This window comes from Aeromonas sp. 600479, from assembly GCF_049175515.1.
Taxonomy (GTDB): Bacteria; Pseudomonadota; Gammaproteobacteria; order Enterobacterales; family Aeromonadaceae; genus Aeromonas; species Aeromonas veronii_A.
The window spans coordinates 240,385-264,661 of the sequence record NZ_JAAKVF010000001.1 but is presented as its reverse complement, the minus strand read 5'-3'; the positions used below and the strand labels follow the sequence as shown (position 1 = coordinate 264,661).

Here is a 24,277-nt window from a genome sequence, read left to right as displayed (position 1 = left end):
GACCCCTTATTTCAGCGGAGAGTTTTTGCGATCGATGCCGTAGCGCTCGATCTCCTTGTAGGAGACCACGGTGGATTTGCCCTTCTTGGGGTCGACCAGGGTGACCCGGTCGGTACAGGAGTAGCAGGGATCCAGACTGCCGATGATGAGCGGCGCATCCGCCACGGTATTGCCGCGCAGCATGTAGCGCAGGGCGGGCCAGTTGGCGTAGGTGGCGGCGCGGCAGCGCCAGCGGAACAGCTTCTGGTTGTCTCCGGTCATGCTCCAGTGGACGTTCTCGCCGCGGGGCGCCTCGGTAAAGCCCAGCGCAAACTTGCCCGGCTGGTAGGTGAAGCCTTCGGTGAGCAGTGGCCCTTCCGGCAGGTGCTCAAGACCAAACTCAATCATGTCGAGGGAGTCGTAGAGCTCGTGGATGCGTACCAGCACCCGGGATTGCACATCGCAACCCGCCTTGGTCTGGATCTCCATCGGCAACTCGCGGTAGCCGGCAAAGTCGTGGACCCGGCGCACGTCACGCTTGAAGCCGCTCGCCCGCACCATGGGGCCGACGCAGCTGAAATCGCGGGCAATTTGCGGGTCGAGCTTGCCGATACCGATGAGGCGGGAGGAGATGTTGGCGGTATCCAGCAGCATGGCCACCAGGGGTTTGAGCTCATCACGCAGCTCCCGTACCAGCTGGGCACCCTTGATGCGATCTTCCTTGAAGATGTCACGGCGTACCCCGCCAATCAGGTTGAGGCCGTAGGTCTTGCGCGCACCGGTCAGCAGCTCGGCCAGGGTCATGGACTTTTCCCGCACCCGGAAGAACTGCATGAAGCCGGTGTCGAAACCGGTGAAGTGGCTCGACAGGCCGATGTTGAGGATATGGCTGTGCAGGCGCTCCACCTCCAGCAGCACGGCGCGGATCATCTTGGCCCGCTCGGGTACCGGAATACCCATGGCGTTCTCCACCGAGGTGGTGTAGGCGACGCTGTGGGTAAAACCGCAGATGCCGCAGACCCGGTCGGTCAGGAAGGCCACTTCGTTGTAGCCCATCCGGGTTTCCGCCAGCTTCTCCATGCCGCGATGGACATAGAAGAGGCGGTAGTCGGCATCGATGATGTCTTCGCCATCGACGAACAGACGAAAGTGGCCCGGTTCATCGGAGGTGATGTGCAGCGGGCCGACCGGCACGATGCGGTTGGCATCACTGCCCAGCTCGTTGACGAAGGGGTAGGTCTCAGTGTCGGTGGTGGGCATCGGGCGCTGGCGGTAATCCATGGCGTCCTTGCGTAGGGGATGGATATCCTCCGGCCAGTCGTCCGGCAGTACCAGACGGCGTTCATCCGGCAGACCGATGGCACGCAGGCCGTACATGTCGCGGATCTCCCGCTCGCCCCACACCGCCGCCGGAATGGTCGGGGTGATGGAGGGGTACTCCTGGGTATCGGCATCCACCAGCACCTTGACGGTGATCCAGCACTTGGTGTCGCCCTCCATGGAGAAGACGTGGTAGACGGCGAAGTGGCCGTTGAGGCTGCGCTCGTCATTGGCAAAGGAGAGCGGAAGCCAGCCCCCCAGCTGATGGAAGATCAGGCTGGCGGTCTCGACCAGACTGGTGGGCTTGACGGTAATGGTGGCCTGATCGGCGGTTTGCCACTCCTCGTCGACGATGGCGTGGGGCAGTTGTGCTCGCACCTGCTGGATGTAGTCGCAGCCGATGCGATCCGAAATGGCGATGGTCATGCAGTTCTCACTTTAATGTTCGGGAATGAGCATTCACAAATGATGAAATCGGAAAAAGTTGCTGTGCTGGCGGGCATGGCTCAGATCCCGACCAGATAGGCGAGCAGCGCCAGCAGGGCTAGCCCCAAGCCGTAGCGGGTGAGCTTGTGGGTGCGCACGAACTGGGTACGGGCCATGGCGTTTTCGATGATGCCAGCCAGCAAAAAGGCCACCAACAGCTTGCAGGCGAGGATCAGCGCCGCACCGATGAGCGCGGGCAGACTCCAGTTGGCCGCCTTGCCGAAGGGCAGGAAAATGACCAGAAAGAGCTGCACCACCACCAGTTGCTTGAGGCCGATGGAGAGCTTGAGCAGGGCCAGCCCCGCACCGGAGTACTCGGTGAGCGGTCCCTCCTGCAGCTCCTGCTCGGCTTCGGCGCAGTCAAAGGGCAGCTTGCCCATCTCGACAAACACCGCGAAGGCGCAGGCGGCGCCGGCCAGCAGGGTGGCAACCGGCGCGGCCAGCGGCTGGGTCGCTACATAGCTGCTGATGTTGCCCAGATCCGAGCTGCCCACCATCATCGCCATGATGAAGCAGGCGAGCACCAGAATGGGCTCCACCAGAATGCCCAGCGTCAGCTCGCGGCGGGCGCCGATCCCTGCAAACATGCTGCCGCTGTCGAGCCCCGAGAGGGAGAAGAAGAAGCGGAAGATGGCGAACAGATAGATATCGGTGATGAGATCCCCGGCGATGGGGAAGGGGGACTCATGAGTCAGGGTCGGCAGCGCCATCCCCACCAGCAAGAGGGCGGCGATGAGCAGCGCAGGCATCAGGTTGAAGATGATGCCGGCAGGCTCGGGGGTCACCTCCTGACGGCGCAGGAGCTTCCCGATATCCCGGTAATCCTGCAGCAGGCCCGGCCCCTGACGGGAGTGCATCTTGGCCCGCAGCACCCGGTTGAAACCGGTGGCGAGCGGCGCCAGCGCCAGCATGGCGATGGCCTGGGTCAGGGCAAGGGCAACCATGCCCCAGCTCGGCATTTCAAGAACAGGCATATCAGACTCCTACAGCCATCAGGATAAAGAGCGCCAGCACCACGCCATGCAGCAGCCAGCCGGTTGTCCCGCTGGTATCGCTCACCCCGTGTAGGGCGCTGGCCAGATCGAGCTGCGGCTGCTTGCTATAGAGCGGCGCGCAGAGTTGGCGCAAGGTGTGGGTGACACCGCCGGAGGTGAGGCTCATGCGCTCCTCGTAGGCGTAACCACAGGCCCACGGGGTGCCAGCGTGACGACGACCCAGCTTGGGCCCCTTGAAGATGGCCAGTACCAGCAGCGGAATGAGGAACAGCCCCAGCAAGGTGATGGCGATAACGGGCGTGGAGAGGATCGCCTGGCTGCTATCGAGCGGCAGCAGGGTGGCGCCGGTGGCGACACTCATCTGGCTGGCAACGAGTGCCTGACCATAGCTGGCGATATGGGGGGCAATCCAGGGGGCGCCCAGACCCAGCACCAGACAGATGGCGGCCAGCAGCAGGGTGCCAGCCACCATGGCGCCCGGCACTTCGCGGGCGTGGCTCGCGTGTTCGCTGCGCGGTGCGCCGCAGAAGCAGATGCCGTACACCTTGACGAAACACATCACCGCCATGGCACCGGTCACCGCCAGCATCACAACCGCGAGCGGCGCAACGACAGAGGTACCGAGTTTGGTCATGGAGAGCAGCGACTGGTAGATAAACCACTCGCTGACAAAGCCGTTGAGCGGCGGTAGCGCCGAGATGGCCATGGCGCCGATGAGGAACGCCAGCGCGGTCCAGGGCATCAGCTTGGCCAGGCCCCCCATCTTGTCCATGTCACGAGTGTGCAGGCGGAACATCACAGAGCCGGTACCCATAAAGAGCAGGCTCTTGAAGATGGCGTGGTTGAGCAGGTGATAAAGCGCGCCGAGCAGCCCCAGCACCACCAGCGCCGGTTGCTGGTTGGCGATGCCGATCATGCCGATCCCCATCCCCATCAGGATGATGCCGATGTTCTCCACCGTGTGGTAGGCGAGCAGCCGCTTGAGATCGTGCTCGGCCAGCGCAAACAGCACCCCGAGTACCGCCGAGCAGGCACCGAAGATCAGCACCACATAGCCCCACCAGAGCTGGCTGGCACCGAGAAAATCGATGCTGACCCGCAAGATGCCGAAGAGACCCAGCTTCACCATGACGCCAGACATCAGCGCCGAGATATGGGAGGGCGCAACGGGCTCTGCCACCGGCAGCCAGCCGTGCAGCGGCACGAAACCGGCGCGCAGGCCAAAACCGCAGAAGCTTAGCAGGAACACCAGGGAGGCCAAAGCGCCCGCCAGATGGTGCTCGCGCAGCGCGGCGAACTCCAGCGAGCCGCTTTCGCGGCAGAGCAGCCAGAAGGCGATCAGCACCAGCGCCATGCCGATATGGTTCATCACCAAGTAGAGGCGGCTCTGTTTGGCAGCCTCCGGATTGGTCTTGACCAGCCAGTAGGTGGTGAGGGTCACCAGCTCGTAGCAGAGCAAGAAACCGAGCGCATTGTCGGCCAGCACCATGCCCACCATGGCAAAGAGGAAGAGGTTCATCAGCGCGCCGATGGCCACATCCCCCTTGCCCTGATATTCGCGGATATAGGCAAAGGAGTAGAGGGCGACGCCGACGCCGACGGTGCTAATCACCAGCAGCATCAGCGCGGCCAGCATGTCGAGGTGCACCGAGCCCAGCAGCCAGAGCTGGCCGTCGACGGGGGCGCCTTGGGCAAAGATCTGGATGGCAGCGACCAGACCCGCGAGTGACCCCAGCAGGGCAAGGCCGCTATTGAGACGGTTGGCCAGTGCGGGCAGCTTTTGCAGGAGCAAACCGGCGGCAGCGCCCAGCAAAAAGAGCAGGAGCGTGGCCATAACAAGGGGGGACAACATCAGCGAACTCCCTCTGTGGTGGATAAATCGGATGCAGGGAGCGCCGTGGCAGGTGCCGAGAAGGCGGAGGCCCCTTGCGGGTTGGTGTCGGCCGCTTGCTGGCGACGGATACGGGCGGCGCGTTCGGTGTCGCCGTCATTGACCAGCTTCAGTGCCTGGGAGGGGCAGGCACCGACACAGGCGGGGCCTTCGGCGCGAAATTCACAGAGGTCACACTTGACAGCGATGCTGCGCACCCCCGGCTCCCAGCTCAGCAGATCCTCGCCAAAGCAGCGCAGGCCGGCGGAGGTGGAGGGGTTGCTAGAGCGGATGGAGCAGGGGATATAGGTGTCGTAACTGGTGGCCACGGCCACCGGACGGCTGCCGCCGCTCTGGATGGCGCCAAAGGGGCAGGCCACGGCGCAGAGATTGCAGCCGATGCAGAGCGACTCGTTGAGTTGCACGCAATCACCGGTCTGGCGAATTGCCTCGACCGGGCACACCTTGATGCAGGGGGCATCGTCACAGTGACGGCACTGAACCGGCATGGTCGCCTGCTCGTGTCGCATAACGGTTAAACGGGGGGCTTGCTGCAAACCTTGCGCCTTGTGTACCTCGCTGCAGGCCGCCATACAGGTGCCACAGCCGATACAAAGCTTGGGGTCAGCGATAACGAAGCGGTTCATAGCCTACCTTGTCGTGTCGCGAACGGAGAAAGTAGGGGCAGGTTGGCAAGATACGGGCCAGAATGGTTTTTGCAGCAAAATTGGTTTTAAGTGGCTGTTTTTAAATAAATAAAAATCTTCATGCGGTTGAATGAAAGGGCCGGTGTGGCTGTCGAACTGTGACGTTCGTCACTTGTGACGAAGCCGCCGGGAGGGTTCGTCACCTTGGAAAACGCAGCATGAGTAGGGTGCAAAGAACGCAGTGAATTGCACCGTTTGCAGCATATGGTCGCCGTGGTTTGCTCCCTTCTCCCCTCGCGGGAGAAGGGGTGGGGATGAGGGGGCCGGTAATCGGTGTTAACGGAAACAACAGAGGGAGGCCCATGCCTCCCTCTCTATTTGCTGAGGTTTTCTATGCCATCAAAAGGCCATCAACCCGCCATCAGATATCCACCTGCGAACCCAGCTCGATGACCCGGTTGGGCGGGATCTCGAACTGATCCGGCGCACGCAGGGCGTTGCGTTGCAGCAGCATAAAGAGTTTGCCGCGCAGATAGAGATACCAGGGGCGGTCTTTCATGATGAGCGACTCGTGGGCCATAAAGAACGAGGTCTCCATCATCCGGCAGCTCAGCCCCTCGGCGTTGCAGCGGTGGAAGATCTCCTCCACGTTCGGGGTCTCACGCCAGCCGTAGCTTGCTACCACCCGCCAGAAGGTGGGGGAGAGCTGCTCGATGCAGACCCGGCGCACATTGTGGACGTAGGGCACCTCCTCCACCCGCAGGGTGAGCAGGATGATCCGCTCGTGCAGCACCTTGTTGTGCTTGAGGTTATGCAGCAGCGCATGGGGGATCACATTGACCACCCGCGACATATAGACGGCAGTACCGGCCACCCGGGTTGGCGGGGATTTTTCCAGCGAGGCGATCATCGGCTCAAGGGAGTTGCCGTGCTCGTTCAGGCGGCGAATAAGCTGGAAACGCTCGCTCTTCCAGCTGGTCATCACGGTGAACATCACCGCGCCCAAGGTGAGCGGCAGCCAGCCGCCGGAGAAGATCTTGGCGAGGTTGGCGGCAAAGAGCGGCACGTCGATACAGAGCAGCGCGGCAAACAGGATGGCCACCAGATACTTGTTCCAGTGCCAGCTGTTCTTGGCCACCGAGCAGGAGAGGATGGAGGTGAGCACCATGGTGCCGGTTACGGCGATGCCGTAGGCCGCCGCCAGATTGCTGGAGTGCTCGAAGCTCATGATGACGATCACCACCGAGATATAGAGCATCCAGTTGATGACCGGAATATAGATCTGGCCGGACTCCAGCTCGGAGGTGTGAACGATGCGAATGGGGGAGAGATAACCGAGGCGCACCGCCTGCCGGGTCAGCGAAAAGACCCCGGATATCACCGCCTGCGAGGCGATCACCGTCGCCATGGTTGCCAGCAGCAGCAGCGGCACCAGCGCCCATTTCGGCGCGAGCAGGAAGAAGGGGTTGGCAATGGCGGCGGGGTTGCTTAGCAGCAGCGCCCCCTGACCGAAGTAGTTGAGCACCAGGGAGGGCAGCACCACGATAAACCAGGCGAGGCGAATTGGATTTTTGCCAAAGTGGCCCATATCCGCGTAGAGCGCCTCCACCCCTGTGATGGCCAGCACCACGGCGCCGAGGGCAAAGAAGGAGGTGGTCTGGTACTGGATAAAGAAGCGCACCGCCCAGACGGGGTTGAGCGCCCCCAGCACCTCGGGATTGTGGATGATGCCGCGCAGCCCCAGCACCGCCAGCGTCATAAACCAGATCAGCATGATGGGGGCAAACAGCTTGCCCACCATGGCGGTGCCATGTTTCTGGATGGCAAACAGCAGGGTCAGCACCAGCACCGAAAGGGTGACGATATAGGGGTCGAGGGCGGGGGTGAGAATGCTCAGACCCTCGATGGCCGACATCACCGACATCGCCGGAGTGATCACCACCTCGCCATAGAAGAAGCTGCCACCAATCAGGCCGAGGATGATCAGCAGCGGCGTCCAGCGGGTGGAGGCGTTGCGGGTCGCCAGCGACATCAGGGTGAGAATGCCACCCTCGCCGGCGTTGTCGGCCCGCATCACAAAGGAGAGGTACTTGACCGACACCACCAGGATCAGCAGCCAGAAGATCAGCGAGAGAAAGCCGAGAATGGAGGCCGGCTCGACGCCGAATCCGAATTGACCTGACAGGCACTCGCGCAAGGTATAGAGCGGGCTGGTGCCGATATCGCCATAGACTACGCCAATCGCCGCCAGCATGACGCCGGACATGGCTTGTTGTTTATCACAGTTCATGAGTTCATCTTGTCAGTTTGATGTTTACACGTTTGCCACAGCAGATCGCCCCGAACACATCAGGTATGTGTGGATACAACATCGGGGGGAAATCAAAGGATTGCGATGGGAAGGGAGCTAATCGGATATAAAGATGCGTTTCATGGGACACAGTCTGTTCATCTGTCGTTAAGCTTATAATGACACACACTCTGCGGGTTCATGCTCAGGTATAAATAATCAAAAAGGGGTGGCTAACGAAATTATTAATTGGCCACTGATTGAAATTCCCCGTCCAGACCTTGGCAAGTGATTGTTTTAGCTGGCTATCCTATTTTTCCAGCGTTTTGCATCAAGCTGGCTAAGAAATAAACGATAAAATGCTGACCGATAAAGAGGGGCTCTGGCAGTAAAAGAAAAGGAGTAAGGCTGCAATGGAGTCTTTATTTATCAAGAGGCAGCAAGTATGGGGCAATGTGTTGCGCTTATTGCACCCTACGGCACTGGTTTGCAATAGCGTCTTTATTTGGTAGGAGGATAAGGATTTACGGGAAAGGGGCCGCCACAAGGGCAGCCATCGTAACATAGGGAATGTATACGTAGTGTAATAATGCTACAACTACGAGACTAATTCTAATAACTCATCTCTTAAATAGTCCAAATCAGCATTTGCTATGTTGTTTTTAATGGTTTTGATTACGTGATCTATATTCATATTTATAGATGGCTTATACAGACACCGGTCATAATCATGTACTTCACAATAAGGGCATATAGGTATTTGTTGTCCGCAACACTCTTGCAGTACATTGATGAAATTTTGGATGGAAGATAGAAAATATTTTAAATGCCATTTTCCTTTGCAATAATCCTTCATGTTTATAACGCAGTCTGAGGTTATTCCATTTTCCATGGCAAAAATGTCTAAATCTGGTTTTCTTAACTCTAATAACTGTATCATTTCTTTATCATATAAAAATCTTTCATATCCTTGAGAAAATCCAACTAAGCCTTGATAATCATTCACTACTGCATTTTTAAGTGCCTCGAGGCAGATATAATAAAAGTCAGCAAACTGACTGTTTATCTGTTCCAACATTTTATCTGTTATATTTATTGTAAGCTGTTCACTAGATACTGAGGTTAAGAGTTTTACAGTGGATAAAATAGATTTTCTTGTTACAAAACTATTCTCAAAAGAATAGCTGTGTAGATAGGTCAAACCATTTTTAGCATGAAGTTCATTTCTAAACTTCTTTGCATCTCGATCAACAATCCCTCTAAAGAATGAGTAAATTCTATGTCCATCACCATAGTCTTCATTAATTATAGAGACTTGAGTTTCTATTTCTTTACAGCCAGATGCGCAATCTTTGAAATATTCTATTGGCTTGATGTTAAATTTACTTGCATTGTTATTTAGGAGATCATGATAAATGCTTAAATCATCCTTTCCTTCGACAACAATCAATGGTTTTTTAGTCATAACTGCATTGATTACAGCTTGATGTAGTGAAATTTGCATATCTCTAGCAGGCATCAGTTCAAAACCTCTAACTCTGCCAAGCTATCAATAGATTGGACAATAATTGGGCTGTGTGAAGCTACAATAATTTGACGATTTGGAAGTAGTTCCACTAACGTTGGTAATAAGGCTTCTTGCCATTTACTATTTAAAGATATTTCTGGCTCATCAATGATTATAAAGTCCCGGTGGCGCCCTTGGTCTAGGAGTAAGGTAAACAGCGTAAGAATATGTCTTTCACCACTTGATAACTCACTAATCGAGTGCTCTCCACCTTTTACCTTCACCATGATCTGGCTTTTGGTAAAGTCTAGTTTTTTATCATCATGCGTAAATCGACTGAACCTATCTATAACAGTATTGACCGCGGATAATTCATCCTCCGATTCCTTGAGCTGTTTGGACATTTTCACCAATAGCTTCATAAGAAGGGGATTGGTTTTGAATTTTAAGACGTCATCTCTGGACTCAATTTTTTTAAGTTGCTCGACGATAGTATCTTTAAATATATTTTCTAGATTATCATCTAATGCTTCAATTATTAGATCTCTATTCTTGAAGATCTGATCTGAAATACTTGTAATATCCTCTTCATTATCCTCTTTTTTTTGCTGCTCTGAGATTGCTACCGCAAGTGTATCAAATAATGCAGTTTGCACTTGTCTAGCGGCGTTTCTCCTTGCTTGTCTATAGCGATTAAGTAAGGAGTCTTCGACGTTTTCCATATTTATTTCTTTTAAAAAAACATGGTCTGAATCAAAGTCTATAGTCTTCATGCCTAGTTGAGAGGAATTTACACGATCCCTAAGATAATATGCAATCTCACTAGCAAAATCATGTAGCTCACTGAGTGAGCCAAACATTTTACGGACACGAGGGTTTTTTGATAGAAAGTTTACAAGCAGCCTAGGACTTACATTTAATCTATGAGACTGACTACCTCTATCAACCCCTAAAAAAGTGATTTACTTTGCGATAGCTCACTTTTTTCATAATCACTCCATATGTAGTTATTTAATATTAGTTCACGTTCATTATCTCTTGTATTAGTTCTGACATAGCTTCTTTTTGTGTTTTTAACTACACCTAATAAATCTTCGTAACGATTTATTACTATTTTTTCAATTTTATTTTTACTAGTCAGATAGTCTATTTCAATAGCGTTAACTTCTTCATTGATTAAAATAGATTCATTTTGCGTGAATATTGCATTTAGAATTTTTAAAAAAGTTGTTTTTCCTGAACCATTATCTCCATATATTATAGATGTCGGCTCGTCAGGGAATTTAACTTCAACACTACGCAATGTAGACTTAAAACCGTTAATCTTGACCCTTTTTAGTTTAATCATCTAAGCCTCATTTTTATATTTGCAAAGGATAATATATAAATCAAATTTATATTTATGCCGGAGAGCACTACCACTTTTAATTTACAGCCCCTAGTCTGCTGATTTTAACCTGTTGCGTCGTGTTGCTTATCAGTATGGAAACGCCCCCAAAGGAGCTGGTTGTCAACTGAAGCATGCTATCCAATCGGATAGGGGTCAAAAAGAGAAATTGGTGAAAAATCTGGTGAAGATCAATTAATTATTCATTTATTGGCGAGTATTTGACCTCAAAGGTGAGTGGCGCTGCTTGGACTGCCAGTGTCGAGCTCGTCACTTTTGTCGTGTCGATCACACTTCCCACCCCGTCGTCACCCTCGTCAGTAGTGGCATTCAGCACGCATCTCTTTCTGATTACTCCTTTATTTTCAGTTGCTTGCAATTTTTTATCGCACCATTTGCCCGTTTTGGTCTGATAAATGCTTTGTGGGGGGCTGGCCGCCTCTTTGCCTGTCGGCGGGCGGCCCGGTGTAACGAACCATTTAGGATCCCTCTCTATGAACAGCTTCGTGATTGCAGATCCCAGTCTCTGTATTGGGTGTCGTACCTGTGAGGTGGCCTGCGCCGTTTCACACCAGTCAGGGTCTTGCAGCGGGACCCTTGAGCGGGAGGGCGGCCTGCATCTTGCCATCGAGGATGGACATCTGGTCTCCAAGGACAGCTACTTTCAGCCGCGCCTGAAGGTGATCGTGGGCAGCAAGGTGACCACGCCGGTGCTCTGCCGCCAGTGTGAAGACAAGCCGTGCGCCATGGCCTGCCCGAACAATGCCATCGTCAGCGAGGATGGTTGCGTCAAGGTGTTGCAGGAGCGCTGCATCGGCTGCAAGTCCTGCGTGGTGGCCTGTCCTTACGGCGCCATGGCGGTGGTGCTCAAAGAGGTGGCTCCCGCTGCCGATTCGCTCTTCAAGCGTCCGCAGACCAAGGCGCAGGCGCTCAAGTGCGATCTCTGCCGTCACCGCGAGGCGGGCCCGGCCTGTGTCGAGGTGTGTCCGACCCAGGCGCTGCGGCTGGTCACGCCGGAGCATCTTGAAAACCTGAACCGGCAGAAACAGCTGGCCAGTGCCGAGGCACTGCTGGCGATGCCGGCGCGGGTGTGAGCGGGCTTGCCGAGCCGTTTTTCGTTAACAAACAAGAGTGTGAGTCATGAAAAAAGTCATTACCGTGTGCCCCTATTGCGGCACCGGTTGCAAAATCAACCTGCTGGTTGAAAACGACAAGGTGGTGGGGGCCGAAGGCGCCAACGGCCGGACCAACGAGGGGCAGCTCTGCCTCAAGGGCTATTACGGTTGGGATTTCTTGAACGACACCAACCTGCTGACCCCCCGTCTCAAGAGCCCGATGATCCGCCGCGAGCGCGGTGGCAAGTTCGAGGCTGTCTCCTGGGATGAAGCGATCGAGTTTGCCAGCAGCCGTCTGGCTGCCATCAAGGCGAAATATGGCCCGGACGCCATCATGACCACCGGCTCTGCCCGTGGCCCGGGCAATGAAGCCAACTATGTGATGCAGAAATTTGCCCGTGCGGTGATTGGGACGAACAACGTCGACCACTGCGCGAGGGTGTGACACGCACCCTCAGTCTCCGGTCTGGAGACAACTGTAGGCAACGGCGCCATGAGCAACGCCATTCCCGAAATTCAAGAGACCAAGTGCCTGCTGGTGTTTGGTTACAACGCTGCTGACTCTCACCCCATCGTGGCCCGCCATATCCTCAAGGCGAAGGCAAACGGGGCCAAGGTGATTGTGTGTGATCCCCGCATGGTGGAGACCGCCCGCATCGCCGATCAGTGGCTGCCGCTCAAAAACGGTTCCAACATGGCGCTGGTTAACGCCTTCGCCAACGTGTTGATCAATGAAGGGCTCTACAACAAGGCCTTTGTCGCCAACTACACCGAAGGGTTCGAGACCTTCAAGTCGACGGTGGCCAAGTACACCCCGGAATATGTGGAGGGGATCACTGGCCTCAAGGCCGCCGATATCCGCGCCGCCATTCGCACCTACGCCGAGTCGCCTGCTTCCATGATCCTGTGGGGCATGGGGGTGACCCAGTACGGTCAGGCAGTGGACGTGGTCAAGGGGCTGGCGGGTCTGGCGCTGCTGACCGGCAACTTCGGTCGTCGTGGCACCGGCTGCGGCCCAGTGCGTGGTCAGAACAACGTGCAGGGCACCTGTGACATGGGGATGCTGCCGCACCAGTTCCCGGGTTATCAGTCGGTGGCCGATCCCGCCATCAGCGCCAAGTTCGCCAAGGCGTGGGGCGTGGAGTCGCTCTCCCAGAAACCCGGCTATCGCCTGACCGAGCTTGGCCACAAGGTGGAGGAGGGCAAGTGCAAGGCCTTCTACATCTTCGGTGAAGATCCGGCCCAGACCGAGGCAGATCTCGGTCAGTTCCGCCGCACTCTGGCGGGGATGGAGCTGGTGATCGTGCAGGATATCTTCATGACCCAGACCGCCGAGATGGCGGATGTCATTCTGCCCGCCACCAGCTGGGGCGAGCACGAAGGGGTCTACAGCTCGGCGGATCGCGGCTTCCAGCGCTTCTACAAGGCGGTGACGCCCCCCGAGAACGTGAAGCCGGACTGGGCCATCTTCTCGTTGATGGCGACCGCCATGGGTTATCCCATGGAGTACCACAACACCGAAGAGATCTGGGACGAGATGCGTGCGCTCTGCCCGCTCTATGCCGGGGTCAGCTACGACAAGATGGCCGATCTCAAGAGCGTGCAGTGGCCTTGTCCGACCGAGGATCACCCGGGCACCAGCACTCTGTTCGAGGGGAATGTGTTCACCACCCCGAGTGGCAAGGGTCAGCTGATTGCCTCCGAGTGGCGGCCGCCGCTGGAGCAGCCCTGTGCCGAGTACCCGCTGGTGCTCTCCACCGTGCGCGAGGTGGGTCACTACTCCTGCCGCTCCATGACCGGCAACTGCTCGGCGCTGCAGACCCTGGCCGATGAGCCGGGCTATGTGCAGATCCACCCGAGCGATGCCAAAAAGCTCGGGGTGAAGGATCAGGCGCTGGTCTGGATCTCGTCGCGCCGTGGCAAGGTAATTACCCGCGCCAACTACAACGACCGGGTCAATGCCGGGGTGGTCTACATGACCTACCAGTGGTGGATCGGGGCCTGCAACGAGCTCACCATCGAGCACGTCGATCCCGTCTCCCACACGCCGGAGTACAAGTACTGCGCGGTGAAGATAGAGCGCATCGACAATCAGCCTGAGGCGGAAGTGTACGTCCAGACTGAATACAGCGCGCTCAAGGCGAAATTGCGCAGCGCAGCCAAAGGCTGACCCGCCCTAAAAAAGGACGTTCTGCACAAATAAGGGAACCCGACTCGGATTTATCGAGTCGGGCACCCTTTTATTACCCAAAAACAGGGGATAAATGATGCAACATGAAATTGGTCGCTTATTCGGAATTTTCTATATTGGCACCTATCTGGCGGCGATATTGCTGGGAATAGGTTGCTATATTTGGCGCGACGAGATGATATTTCTGCTCGGCTTCGGTTTTTTCGGCTGTTTTATGGCAGCACGACTCGCCATGGGCAGCGTATTTTCTGCCTTGAGTATTCCCAGTGCCTGGCTGATCGGGTTTATCTCCACCACCTTGATCAACGGCCTGCTGCTGGGGGTGATCACCCTGCTGATCTACCTCACGCACCAGAGCGTCACCACCGAGCTTGCCGACAACGCCAGCTGGCTGCTGATGGCCTTCCAGAGCTTGTCGGCCCTCTTTATCTTCGGTGGCCTGAAGTGCTGCCACAGCCGGATCATCACCTCATAAATTGCCGATGGATGGGCAGCAAACGCCATCTCGAAACCCGCAGCCAGTGAAGCAGCCAGCGAAGAGGAGAGGCAGATCTGACAGTTGACGGCGGCCCACTTTTCGGGCGCCTTAATTGAGATCAAGAACTGATGAAATAACCGGTTAAATATGGCCATCAGATATATTAAATCGGATTGTAATGAAATTTGAGCTCATCTATGATGAGTCGCCATTCCAATATATCCCCCGATAACGATGTTACTTTTTGTTGTCGTTCGTTAATAACAACTCTGGAATTGCAACATGCGACAATTTTCGTCACCGCTTTCCTTATTGGCAGCCGCTTTTACGGGCTGCGGCTATTTATTTTGGTGACGGGTGTTTGTCGTGATGCGATGGCATGGACAGCCTGACTGGTGACTAAATCGATATAACGTGAGGCCGCAATGCTAAATGTGAGTGCCATCCCCCTGGACGAGATCTCTCCCATCTGGGACGACGGTTTCCTCCTGCTCTCCAAATCCCTCCTGTCGGCCGTGACGCTCGATGATTTTATCCACAAACTCAACAAGATAGATGCCAGCTTCGGCGGCGTGACCCGGGTCAACCTGATCCTCAACATGGGTGCGGACGAGGAGGCCATCTTCTACTTCATGGGACATTCCGGCCCAAAGCATCTGGTCTGCCCCAAGGCAGAGCTGCACCTCTCCCCCCGTCCTGCCAAAGAGACCCCGGAACAGGCCATCATTCTCGCTGCCGCCCGCTTTGAGAATCGCTGCCCGGCGCTGGATCGCGAAGGGGTCTACGGGGGGCTGCGCTCCTACTGCCAGCTCCCCATCACCACCGCCCGCAGCCACCTTGGCGGGGTCGAGTTTATCAACACCCAGCTCGACAGCTTCACCATGGAGACCCTGGCCAAGCTGACCCAGCTGGCGGCCATTATCGCCATTGCGCTGGAGAACGTGCTCGACAAGGAGCGCACCCTGGAGCAGGCCAACTCCCTGCGCCTTGAGCGCGACAGCTGCAAAATTCTGGTGGATGTGACCAACGCAGTGATCAAACTGGTGCGCATCGCCGAGCTGCCCAAGAGCCTGTTTACCATCCTGCACCACCACTTTGGCATCAGCAGTTTGTGTCTGGCGGAGTACAACGCTACCTCCGACAGCTTCAAGAGCTATCTGGTCAATCAGCACCAGAGCGATCAGCCGGGCATCATCGATCACTCCTGTTTTGAAAAGAAGTGCCTGCAGGGGGCCCTTGGTCATAGCGAGCCGTTTTTTGTCTATCGCGAACACGGCCACGGTTGCAGCAATCGCTGCCGCTTTACCTCCCAGATCCTGCCCCCCGAGGCCGACAGCTCCTGCATTTTGCCGCTGCGTTATCGGGGCAACCTGCTGGGGGTGTTGATCCTCTCGCATCCCAACGCCGACTTTTTTGCCGATATCGATATCTCTCTGCTGGAGCAGGTGGCGGCGCGCACGGCGATTGCCATGAACAACGTGCAGGCACAGCAGGAGATCTCCAACACCAACGGTGCCAAAGAGAAGACCATTCGCATCAACGAGCCCCAGATGCAGGGGGAGTTCCCCCACATCATCTACCAGAGCGCGGTGATGGAGAGCGTGCTGGAGAAGGTGCGGCTGGTGGCCGAGAGCGACAGCACCGTGCTGATCCTCGGCGAGACCGGCACCGGCAAGGAGCTGATCGCCCAGGCCATTCACGCCCTGAGTGCCCGCCACGACCACGAGATGGTGAAGGTGAACTGCGCCGCCATCCCGACCGGCCTTATCGAGAGCGATCTGTTTGGCCACGAGAAGGGGGCCTTTACCGGTGCCCTGACCCAGCGCATCGGCCGCTTCGAGCGGGCCCACAAGGGCACCCTGTTCCTCGATGAAGTGGGGGATATGCCGCTGGACTTGCAGCCCAAACTCTTGCGGGTATTGCAGGAGCACGAGCTGGAGCGGGTGGGCAACAGCAACCCCATCGCAGTGGATGTGCGGCTGGTGGCCGCCACCAACTGCGATCTGCTCTCCATGGTCAAGAACAAGCGTTTCAGAAGCGATCTCTACTACCGTCTCAACGTCTTTCCCATCGAGCTGCCGCCGCTGCGGGAGCGGCGCGAGGATATTCCGCTGCTGGTCAACTTCTTCATCAAGAAGATTGCCAAGCGGATGCGCCGCACCATCACCTCGATCCCCGCCGATGCCATGAAAATGCTGGTGTCACTCCCCTGGTACGGCAATATCCGCGAGCTGGAGAACGTCATCGAGCGTGCCGTGGTGATGACCCGCGGTCATGTGCTCAACCTCTCGCCGGAGGAGCTGATGCCCCTCAAGGGCTACCACAAGATTGAGACCCTGGTCTATGACGAGCCCGCCACGCCGCTCTTTACCGAGGAGGGGCCGATTGATGAGCGTGAGGCGATCATCGCCGCCCTGCGTGACTGCAACGGCATCGTCGCTGGCGAGCGGGGGGCGGCCAACCGCCTCGGTATGAAGCGCACCACCTTGCTCTCCAAAATGAAGCGGCTCGGCATTTCGGCCAGAGATCCCGAGATCATTGACGGGGTCGCACCATGAGAGAGCTACTTGAGCTTGAGGCGCGGGGCGAGCTTAGCGAGCAGAGCGAACAGAACGAGCTGGCCCGCTGCGCCATCCACCGCGAGGTGGTGCACTACCGCGCCGATGCGCTGACCTGCGACAGCGAAATGGCGCTCCCCTCCGAGACGCCGGTGGCGCTGGTCTACAACGGCATCGCCCACAGCGTGATGATGTGCTCGGCCTCCGATCTGGAGGATTTTGCCATCGGCTTTTCGCTATCCGAGGGGATCATCGACAGCCTGCTCGATATCCACGACATCGAGCAGATCGATGGCTGTCAAGGGATTGAGCTGCATATCACCTTGGCCAACCGCTGCGTCCATCGCCTTAAAGAGAAGCGGCGCACGCTCGCGGGGCGCACCGGTTGCGGCATCTGTGGCAGCGAGAGTCTGGAGCAGGTGATCCGCACCCAGCCAAGCTTGCCCGATAGTCAGCGTCTGGCGGTGGGCCATATCGACAAGGTATTGAGCGCGCTGCGCCCGCTCCAGCTGCTGGGCCAGCGCACCGGCGCTACCCATGCGGCTGTGCATCTGGATGGTGAGGGCAATATTCTCGCCATCCGCGAGGATGTGGGGCGCCATATTGCGCTGGATAAGCTGGTGGGCCATCTGTGCCGCACGGGTCGCCGTGACGGTGCCATTCTGGTGACCAGCCGCGCCAGTTTCGAGATGGTGCAAAAGTGCGCTAGCGCCGGGGTCGAGATCCTGCTCGCTATCTCGGCTGCCACCGAGCTTGCGGTCGAGCGGGCCGAGCAGACCGGGCTCACCCTGGTAGGTTTTTGCCGCCCCGGGCGGGCCGAGATCTACAGCGGCTGTCAGCGTATCCTGCTTAAGTAACAGCAAGAGTGAGAGCCTGCTAAAGGGCTTATAAAAACAGCCAATAAAAAGGGCGGGGAGTGTGACTCCCCGCCCTTGTTGTTTCTGCCTCTAGCTTGCGAATTAGCGCGCCAGCAGGATACGCAGCATGCGGCGCAGCGGCTCGGCGGCGCCCCACAGCAGCTGGTCACCCACGGTAAAGGCGGCCAGATACTTAGGGCCCATATTGAGTTTGCGCAGACGGCCCACCGGAATGCTGAGGGTGCCGGTGACGGCAGCCGGAGTCAGCTCGCGGGCGGTGATGTCGCGATCGTTGGGGATCACTTTCACCCAGTCGTTATGGGCAGCCAGCAGCGCTTCGATCTCTGCTAGCGGCACATCTTTTTTCAGCTTGATGGTGAACGCCTGACTGTGGCAGCGCAGGGCGCCGATCCGCACGCACAGACCATCCACCGGAATGACGGCGTTTTCGATACCCAAAATCTTGTTGGTCTCGGCCTGACCCTTCCACTCTTCACGGCTCTGGCCGTTGTCGAGCTTGGTGTCAATCCAGGGGATAAGGCCACCGGCCAGCGGCACGCCGAAGTTGTCCACCGGCAGGGTGCCGGAGCGGGTCTTCTCGGTGATCTTGCGCTCGATATCGAGAATGGCGGAGGCGGGATCCGCCAGCTCGACCGCCACTTCATCACGCAGCATCCCCATCTGGGTAACCAGCTCGCGCATATGGCGGGCACCGCCACCGGAAGCGGCCTGATAGGTGGCCACGCTCACCCACTCCACCAGATCGGCCTTGAACAGGCCGCCGAGGGCCAGCAGCATCAGGCTGACGGTGCAGTTGCCGCCAACGAAGGTCTTGATGCCGTTGTTCAGGGCATGCTCGATGACGTCGCCGTTGACCGGATCCAGAATGATGACGGCATCTTTCTCCATCCGCAGGGCGGAGGCGGCGTCAATCCAGTAACCCTGCCAGCCGGCGGCTTTCAGGCGCGGATAGACATCCTTGGTGTAGTCGCCGCCCTGGGCGGTGATGATGATATCCTGCTTGGCCAGCGCCTCGATATCGAAGGCGTCCTGCAGAGTACCGGCATCGACGCCGAAGTTGGGAGCGACCTCACCGGCCTGGGAGGTGGTGAAGAAGGTGGGTTGAATATGGGCGAAATCCTGCTCTTCCTGCATCCGGCTCATCAGAACCGATCCCACCATGCCACGCCAACCGACCAAACCTACTTTTTTCATAATGTCCTACCCTGGATTGCTGCTAATGAAAGGGGTGTTGCACGCCTGCGTCCCTGCTGGCGAAGGCCATTTACAAGGTCTTTACAAGCCATTTAAAAAATATGCGCTGCGAAAAATGCGTCTATCCACATTACGGATTGTGGCGGCGGGCGCAAGTCGAATTGCGCAATATTCTGTGCCGTTCGCTGCAATAACCGGCAACGACAGAGCGAGGGACAAAACGGGGCGCAGTAACGATGAAAAGGCCACCGCTTATGGCGGTGGCCTGTCAATAAAGCGGGTGAAATAGCCCGACCGCGTGGGTGCTCAGGCGTAGCGGGCCAGGGTCAGCCCTTCATCGCTGATGGCGGGCGCGCTGCCGCTGATAAGATCGCACAACAACTGACCCGAACCGGCCGCCATGGTCCAGCCCAGGGTACCGTGGCCGGTATTGAGCCAGAGGCCGGGAATGGGGCTCGGCCCCACCAGCGGGGTGCCATCCGGTGTCATGGGGCGCAGACCGGTCCAGAACTCGGCCATGCTGATATCGCCCCCTTCGGGGAAGAGATCCCCCACCACCATCGCCAGGGTGTCGTGGCGCCTCGGGTTGAGGGCGAGGTTGTAGCCCGACAGCTCCGCCATGCCGCCGACCCGGATCCGCTCGTCAAAACGGGTGATGGCCACCTTGTAGGTTTCATCGAGCACGGTACTGCGCGGCGCGGCCTCGGCGTTGATCATCGGCAGGGTGAGGGAGTAGCCCTTGACCGGATAGACCGGCAGCTCCAGCCCGAGCGGGCGCAGCAGCGGCCGCAAAAAGCCGGTGGCATAACTGCCGAGCGCACAGACGATGGCATCGGCGCGATAGCGCTGCTCGCCCGCCCGCACCGCCACGGCGCGGCCGCGGGCTTGCTCAATCTCGTCGATATCGCAGTTGAAGACGAACCTGACCCCGAGCTTCTCGGCTTCAAGGGCAAGGGCCTTGGTGAAGCGGAAGCAGTCGCCGGTCTCGTCGCCGGGCAGACGCAAGCCACCGACGATTTTGCCGCGCACCCGCGCCAGCGCAGGCTCTGCCGCCTCGCAGCCGCTGGCATCCAGCGACTGGTAGGGGACGCCGTACTCCTCCAGCACCTCGATATCGCGTTGACTGGCATCGAGCTGGGACTGGCTTCTAAACAGTTGCAGGGTGCCGAGCTGGCGCCCTTCGTAATCGATGTTGAGCTCGTCGCGCAGTGCCTTCATACAGTCGCGGCTGTATTCGGCCAGACGCACCATGCGCCCCTTGTTGGTGGCATAGGCGGTAGGGGTGCAGTTGGCGAGCATCTTCAGCATCCAGCGCAGCTGGAAGGGATCGGCAGTGGGGCGCACGGTGAAGGGGGCATGCTTTTGCAGCATCCATTTGGCCGCCTTGAGCGGGATGCCGGGAGCCGCCCAGGGGGCTGCATAGCCCGGGGATATCTGCCCGGCGTTGGCATGGCTGGTTTCAAGGGCGACGCCCCCTTGTCGCTCCAGCAGGGTCACCTTGTGACCCGCTTTGGCCAGATACCAGGCGCTGGTTACCCCGATCACGCCGCCACCGAGAACCACTATCTCCATATCGTCTTTCCTTGACTGATCTCCTGATGTGGCCACCACCATAATCAGCCGCCACAGGATATTCAACCGCTCTGCGCAGGATTGGGATCTCCGTCTGCCTGCCAGTCACGGGGTGGTGTTTGGTGCGATGACGTGCCTGATTGCCAGCGTAAATCGCTGCGCTGTTGTCAGGGGTATGTGTCAGGGGGCATGGCCCGCTTACAGCTGCTCCAGCTGGATTAGGTACTGCTCCGCCGTCGCCAGAATGGCCTGCTGCTGTTCGGCGGCTTGGCCATCCCAGTTGGCATAGGGGAGGGCGAGGCGGGGATTGCCGCCCAGTTTGTCCCGGTTGCGCCAAAGAAAGTGCCAGTAGAGGCTGTTGAAGGGGCAACTACCGTCGCCGTGGCGGGCTTTGACCTGATAGTGGCACCCCTTGCAGTAGTGGCCCATTCGCTCGAGATAGGCGCCGCTACTGGCGTAGGGCTTGCTGCCCATCAGGCCGCCATCGGCAAACTGGCTCATGCCGCGGGTGTTGGGCAGCTCCACCCACTCGATGGCATCCACATAGATGCCGAGATACCACTGATCCACCTCGTCAGGATCGATCCCCGCCAGCAGGGCAAAGTTGCCGGTCACCATCAGCCGCTGGATATGGTGGGCGTAGGCGTGCTCCAAAGACTGGCCAATGGCGTGACGCACGCAGGCCATCCTGGTTTCGCCACTCCAGAAGAAACCGGGCAGCGGCCGGTTGGCACCGAGAAAATTGGTGCGCTGATAGTCGGGCATCTTCTCCCAGTAGAGGGCACGGACAAACTCGCGCCAGCCGAGGATCTGGCGGATAAAGCCCTCCACCTGCGCCAACGTGATGGTGGCCTGATTGGCCTGCCAGTGGGCTTCGGCGGCGCGGATCACCTCAAGCGGATGGAGCATCTTGCTGTTGAGGGAAAACGACAGTCGGCTGTGAAACAGGCTCCAGCCGCGCTCGCTCAGGGCATCCTGATAGCGGCCAAAGTGGGGCAGGCAGTGGGTGAGAAAATGGGCCAGCAGCTCGCGACTCTGGCGCCGGGTGATAGGCCACGGTAGGGCGCTGGCATCCGCCTCGCCGATGGTGCTGACCCCGTGGCGGGTCAGCATGGCATCGATGTCGCTCACCTCGTTGGCAAAGGTGAGGGGCGCCGGGATCGGCTGGCTCGCCGGCAGTTTGGCGCGGTTCTCGTCATCAAAATTCCAGCGCCCGCCAAGGGGTTGGCCGCGCTCATCGAGCAGCACTTGATATTGCTTTCGCAGGGCGCGGTAGAAGAACTCCATCCGGCTGTGGGGGTAGCGCTGCCAGCCATCGCGAGGGGTGAGAAAATGCTCGCTATCCACCTCGGTAGCAGGGATGGCAAGGCCAGCCGCCCAGCTTTTCAGCTGGTTGGCGAGGCGCCACTCATCCGGGCTCTGCCAGGCAAAGCTGTCGGCCTGATGCGCCGCGATTTGGGCTGCCAGCAGGCTGGGCAAGTCGGGCCAGCGGGCACTCTCATCAAGAGTCAGGTAACAGACTCGGTGGCCCGCCTTGCCAAGGGCCGCCGCGAAGGCGCGCATGGCGGCAAAGAAGGCCAGCACCTTCTGACGGTGGTGGCGGCAGTAGTCGGTCTCCTGACGCAGCTCCGCCATCAGATAACAGATTGCCGGATCCGGGGTGCGAAACCAGCTGTGAGCGGCGTTCAGCTGATCGCCGAGAATCAGGCGCAGCTCCATCACACTCGCTCCCCCTCAGGTTGCTGGCAGCTGTGACGAGCGTGGCGACAGCACTCGCTGCAGTAGCGAACTTCCTCCCAACTGCGCGCCCACTTGCGTCGCCAGCTGAAGGGGCGCTGGCAGACGGGGCAGATCTTCTCGGGCAGATGGGGTTTGCGATGCATGATGGCTTCCGGCCTTGGCTGATGGGGGATGTGGCGTGTGGGTAGGGAGAATAACGAACCGGGGGCGCGGGCGGATCAACCTCACTGCCGGTTTGCCGCGCAGATGCGAACTTTGTGAGCGGGCGCACAGCCCGTCGGTGCACCCCTTGTTTGCAAATTAACCAGCCGTTAACGTGGCGAGGCTGCCTGTTGGCAGCATCCATCAATGGATCTTGTTGGCCACCGACTGTCTACAACCGATATGGAGGGGAGTGATGCCAATCATGACAGCTACGCCCCGGGCAGCTTGCCTGCTCGCCCACTGGTATACCCGGGATCCCATTCTCACCTTCGACTTTCCTCACCGCTGATTGGCGGCACCCGCCGTTTGAATTTGTCAGCCGGACGACCCTGATCGCCTCGGCCTCTTTGCCAATCCCGCTTTCAAACACACTGGCCTTGCGCCGGTGAGGAGTCTTATATGCGTCGTATACCCGAGCCGTTTCGTATCAAGATGGTTGAGCCCATCAAACAGACCACTGGCGCCGAGCGTCGCGCTGCCCTCGAGGCCGCTGGCTGGAACCCCTTCCTGCTGTTGGCCGAGGATGTCTATATCGATCTGCTGACCGACAGTGGCACAGGCGCCATGTCCGACCGCCAGTGGGCCGGCATCATGATGGGGGATGAGGCCTATGCGGGCAGCCGCAACTTCGTCGAGCTGGAGCGCACGGTGCGCGACATTTTTGGCTATCAGCATGTGATGCCCACCCACCAGGGGCGCGGGGCGGAGCAGATCCTCTTCCCCGAGCTGGTCAAGCGCTGCAAGGGCAAGGCGCCGGTCTTTATCTCCAACTATCACTTCGACACCACCAAGGCCCATGTGGAGTTGGCTGGCGCGCGGGCCATCAACCTGCTCACCCCGAAAGCCCTCGACACCACGGCCCCCTACGCCTGGAAGGGGGATTTTGATCTCCCTCGCCTGAGCGACACTATCGAGACCCTGGGGGCAGCCAATGTGGCCGGCATCATCATCACGGTCACCTGCAATAGCGCCGGTGGCCAGCCGGTTTCCATGGCCAATATGGAGGCTGTCTCGGCGCTGGCCCGTCGTCACCAGATTCCGGTGGTGATCGACGCTGCCCGCTTTGCCGAGAATGCCTGGTTTATCAAGGAGCGGGATCCGGCTTATGCGAAGTGCAGCATCAAGGAGATAGTGCGCCAGATGTTTGCGCTGGGGGACATCTTCACCATGTCGGCCAAGAAGGACGGGTTGGTCAATATCGGCGGGCTCTGCTGCTTTAAAGAGGATCTCGACCTGTTCCGCGCGGTGCAGGTGCGCTGCGTGGCGATGGAGGGGTTTGTCACATACGGGGGCCTTGCCGGGCGGGACATGGCGGCGCTCGCTATCGGCCTGCGGGAGGGGATGGATGAGGAGTATCTCACCTACCGCATCAGTCAGGTGGCTTATCTCGGCGAGCGCCTGGCCGAGGCGGGGATCCCCATTCAGACCCCCACCGGCGGCCATGCGGTGTTTGTGGATGCCAAGAAGCTGCTGCCCCATATTCCGGCCGAGCAGTTCCCGGCCCATGCGCTTGCCTGCGAGCTCTATCTGGAAGGGGGCGTGCGCGGGGTGGAGATCGGCTCCCTGTTGCTGGGGCGTGATCCCGCCACTGGCAAGCAGGAGGAGGCGGACTTTGAGCTGCTGCGCCTCACCATTCCGCGCCGGGTCTACACCCGCGATCACATGGACTATGTGGCCGACTGCCTGATCGCGGTGAAAGCACGGGCCAGCGACATTCGCGGGCTCACCTTCGACTACGAGCCGCCGCTGCTGCGCCACTTCACTGCGCGGCTGAAACCGGTCTGATCAGCAATCGGTTAGACGGGGTGATCAACCGGGCCAAGCTGTGAAGACCAAGGGCCGTTCCCGGTTAAACAGCCCAGTAAA

General features: G+C 58.2%; 19 protein-coding genes. 7 read left to right on the top strand and 12 right to left on the bottom strand.

Annotated features, from left to right (window positions below):
• Positions 1-6: 6 nt before the first annotated feature.
• The 8 genes from G5149_RS01155 to G5149_RS01120 all read right to left on the bottom strand — a co-directional run bounded on the left by G5149_RS01155 (position 7) and on the right by G5149_RS01120 (position 10,442).
• Complete coding sequence (locus G5149_RS01155; protein ID WP_017784116.1) at positions 7-1,725, bottom strand: NADH-quinone oxidoreductase subunit C; 1,719 nt, start codon at positions 1,723-1,725, stop codon at positions 7-9.
• An 80-nt stretch (positions 1,726-1,805) separates the two neighbouring features.
• Positions 1,806-2,759 carry a respiratory chain complex I subunit 1 family protein gene (locus G5149_RS01150; RefSeq protein WP_065018050.1) on the bottom strand — a complete coding sequence of 318 codons (954 nt, stop codon included), beginning with the start codon at positions 2,757-2,759 and terminating at the stop codon, positions 1,806-1,808.
• Between the two features lies 1 nt (position 2,760).
• Positions 2,761-4,632, bottom strand: coding sequence for a hydrogenase 4 subunit B (gene hyfB / locus G5149_RS01145; RefSeq protein ID WP_421211204.1), 1,872 nt, complete (start codon positions 4,630-4,632; stop codon positions 2,761-2,763).
• Positions 4,632-5,297 (bottom strand): 4Fe-4S dicluster domain-containing protein, encoded by a 666-nt coding sequence (locus tag G5149_RS01140; RefSeq protein WP_139411686.1) that lies wholly within the window; start codon positions 5,295-5,297, stop codon positions 4,632-4,634. Before G5149_RS01140 ends, hyfB begins: the two co-directional genes overlap by 1 nt.
• 421 nt (positions 5,298-5,718) lie before the next feature.
• A complete protein-coding gene (gene kup, locus G5149_RS01135; protein ID WP_421211202.1) occupies positions 5,719-7,587 on the bottom strand; it encodes a low affinity potassium transporter Kup in 1,869 nt (622 codons plus the stop codon).
• A gap of 598 nt (positions 7,588-8,185) precedes the next feature.
• The gene (locus G5149_RS01130; protein ID WP_421211201.1) at positions 8,186-9,106 is read right to left on the bottom strand and encodes a hypothetical protein; all 921 of its coding nucleotides are present in this window, start codon (positions 9,104-9,106) and stop codon (positions 8,186-8,188) included.
• Entirely contained in the window at positions 9,106-9,867 is a 762-nt protein-coding gene (locus tag G5149_RS01125) for an AAA family ATPase (RefSeq protein ID WP_421211453.1), read from the bottom strand. Before G5149_RS01125 ends, G5149_RS01130 begins: the two co-directional genes overlap by 1 nt.
• Before the next feature lie 176 nt (positions 9,868-10,043).
• Positions 10,044-10,442 (bottom strand): AAA family ATPase, encoded by a 399-nt coding sequence (locus tag G5149_RS01120; RefSeq protein WP_421211199.1) that lies wholly within the window; start codon positions 10,440-10,442, stop codon positions 10,044-10,046.
• Between the two features lie 533 nt (positions 10,443-10,975).
• Between G5149_RS01120 and G5149_RS01115 the strand changes: the two genes are divergently transcribed.
• The 5 genes from G5149_RS01115 to fdhD all read left to right on the top strand — a co-directional run bounded on the left by G5149_RS01115 (position 10,976) and on the right by fdhD (position 17,680).
• Positions 10,976-11,575 carry a 4Fe-4S dicluster domain-containing protein gene (locus G5149_RS01115; RefSeq protein WP_033112617.1) on the top strand — a complete coding sequence of 200 codons (600 nt, stop codon included), beginning with the start codon at positions 10,976-10,978 and terminating at the stop codon, positions 11,573-11,575.
• Positions 11,576-11,621: 46 nt separating this feature from the next.
• Positions 11,622-13,766 (top strand): formate dehydrogenase subunit alpha, encoded by a 2,145-nt coding sequence (fdhF, locus tag G5149_RS01110; protein ID WP_421211197.1) that lies wholly within the window; start codon positions 11,622-11,624, stop codon positions 13,764-13,766.
• Between the two features lie 97 nt (positions 13,767-13,863).
• Positions 13,864-14,262 (top strand): hypothetical protein, encoded by a 399-nt coding sequence (locus tag G5149_RS01105; RefSeq protein ID WP_421211451.1) that lies wholly within the window; start codon positions 13,864-13,866, stop codon positions 14,260-14,262.
• Between the two features lie 428 nt (positions 14,263-14,690).
• On the top strand, positions 14,691-16,823 hold the full coding sequence (locus G5149_RS01100) for a sigma 54-interacting transcriptional regulator (protein ID WP_421211195.1): 2,133 nt from the start codon (positions 14,691-14,693) through the stop codon (positions 16,821-16,823).
• Positions 16,820-17,680: a formate dehydrogenase accessory sulfurtransferase FdhD gene (gene fdhD / locus G5149_RS01095; RefSeq protein ID WP_421211193.1), complete on the top strand. Its 861-nt coding sequence runs from the start codon at positions 16,820-16,822 to the stop codon at positions 17,678-17,680. Before G5149_RS01100 ends, fdhD begins: the two co-directional genes overlap by 4 nt.
• Before the next feature lie 102 nt (positions 17,681-17,782).
• Here fdhD and asd read toward each other — a convergent pair whose 3' ends face one another.
• The gene (gene asd, locus G5149_RS01090) at positions 17,783-18,895 is read right to left on the bottom strand and encodes an aspartate-semialdehyde dehydrogenase (protein ID WP_421211191.1); all 1,113 of its coding nucleotides are present in this window, start codon (positions 18,893-18,895) and stop codon (positions 17,783-17,785) included.
• A 25-nt stretch (positions 18,896-18,920) separates the two neighbouring features.
• On the opposite strand from asd, the gene G5149_RS01085 reads away from it, so the two are divergent.
• The gene (locus tag G5149_RS01085; RefSeq protein ID WP_421211189.1) at positions 18,921-19,184 is read left to right on the top strand and encodes a hypothetical protein; all 264 of its coding nucleotides are present in this window, start codon (positions 18,921-18,923) and stop codon (positions 19,182-19,184) included.
• Positions 19,185-19,201: 17 nt separating this feature from the next.
• Here G5149_RS01085 and G5149_RS01080 read toward each other — a convergent pair whose 3' ends face one another.
• The 3 genes from G5149_RS01080 to G5149_RS01070 all read right to left on the bottom strand — a co-directional run bounded on the left by G5149_RS01080 (position 19,202) and on the right by G5149_RS01070 (position 22,350).
• Complete coding sequence (locus G5149_RS01080) at positions 19,202-20,509, bottom strand: D-amino acid dehydrogenase (RefSeq protein WP_421211449.1); 1,308 nt, start codon at positions 20,507-20,509, stop codon at positions 19,202-19,204.
• Between the two features lie 156 nt (positions 20,510-20,665).
• A complete protein-coding gene (locus G5149_RS01075; RefSeq protein ID WP_421211187.1) occupies positions 20,666-22,186 on the bottom strand; it encodes a cryptochrome/photolyase family protein in 1,521 nt (506 codons plus the stop codon).
• Positions 22,186-22,350 (bottom strand): DUF2256 domain-containing protein, encoded by a 165-nt coding sequence (locus G5149_RS01070; RefSeq protein WP_421211185.1) that lies wholly within the window; start codon positions 22,348-22,350, stop codon positions 22,186-22,188. Before G5149_RS01070 ends, G5149_RS01075 begins: the two co-directional genes overlap by 1 nt.
• A 460-nt stretch (positions 22,351-22,810) precedes the next feature.
• Here G5149_RS01070 and G5149_RS01065 point away from each other — a divergent pair, with 460 nt between their 5' ends.
• Positions 22,811-24,196, top strand: coding sequence for a tryptophanase (locus G5149_RS01065; RefSeq protein ID WP_421211183.1), 1,386 nt, complete (start codon positions 22,811-22,813; stop codon positions 24,194-24,196).
• Positions 24,197-24,277 lie beyond the last annotated feature (81 nt).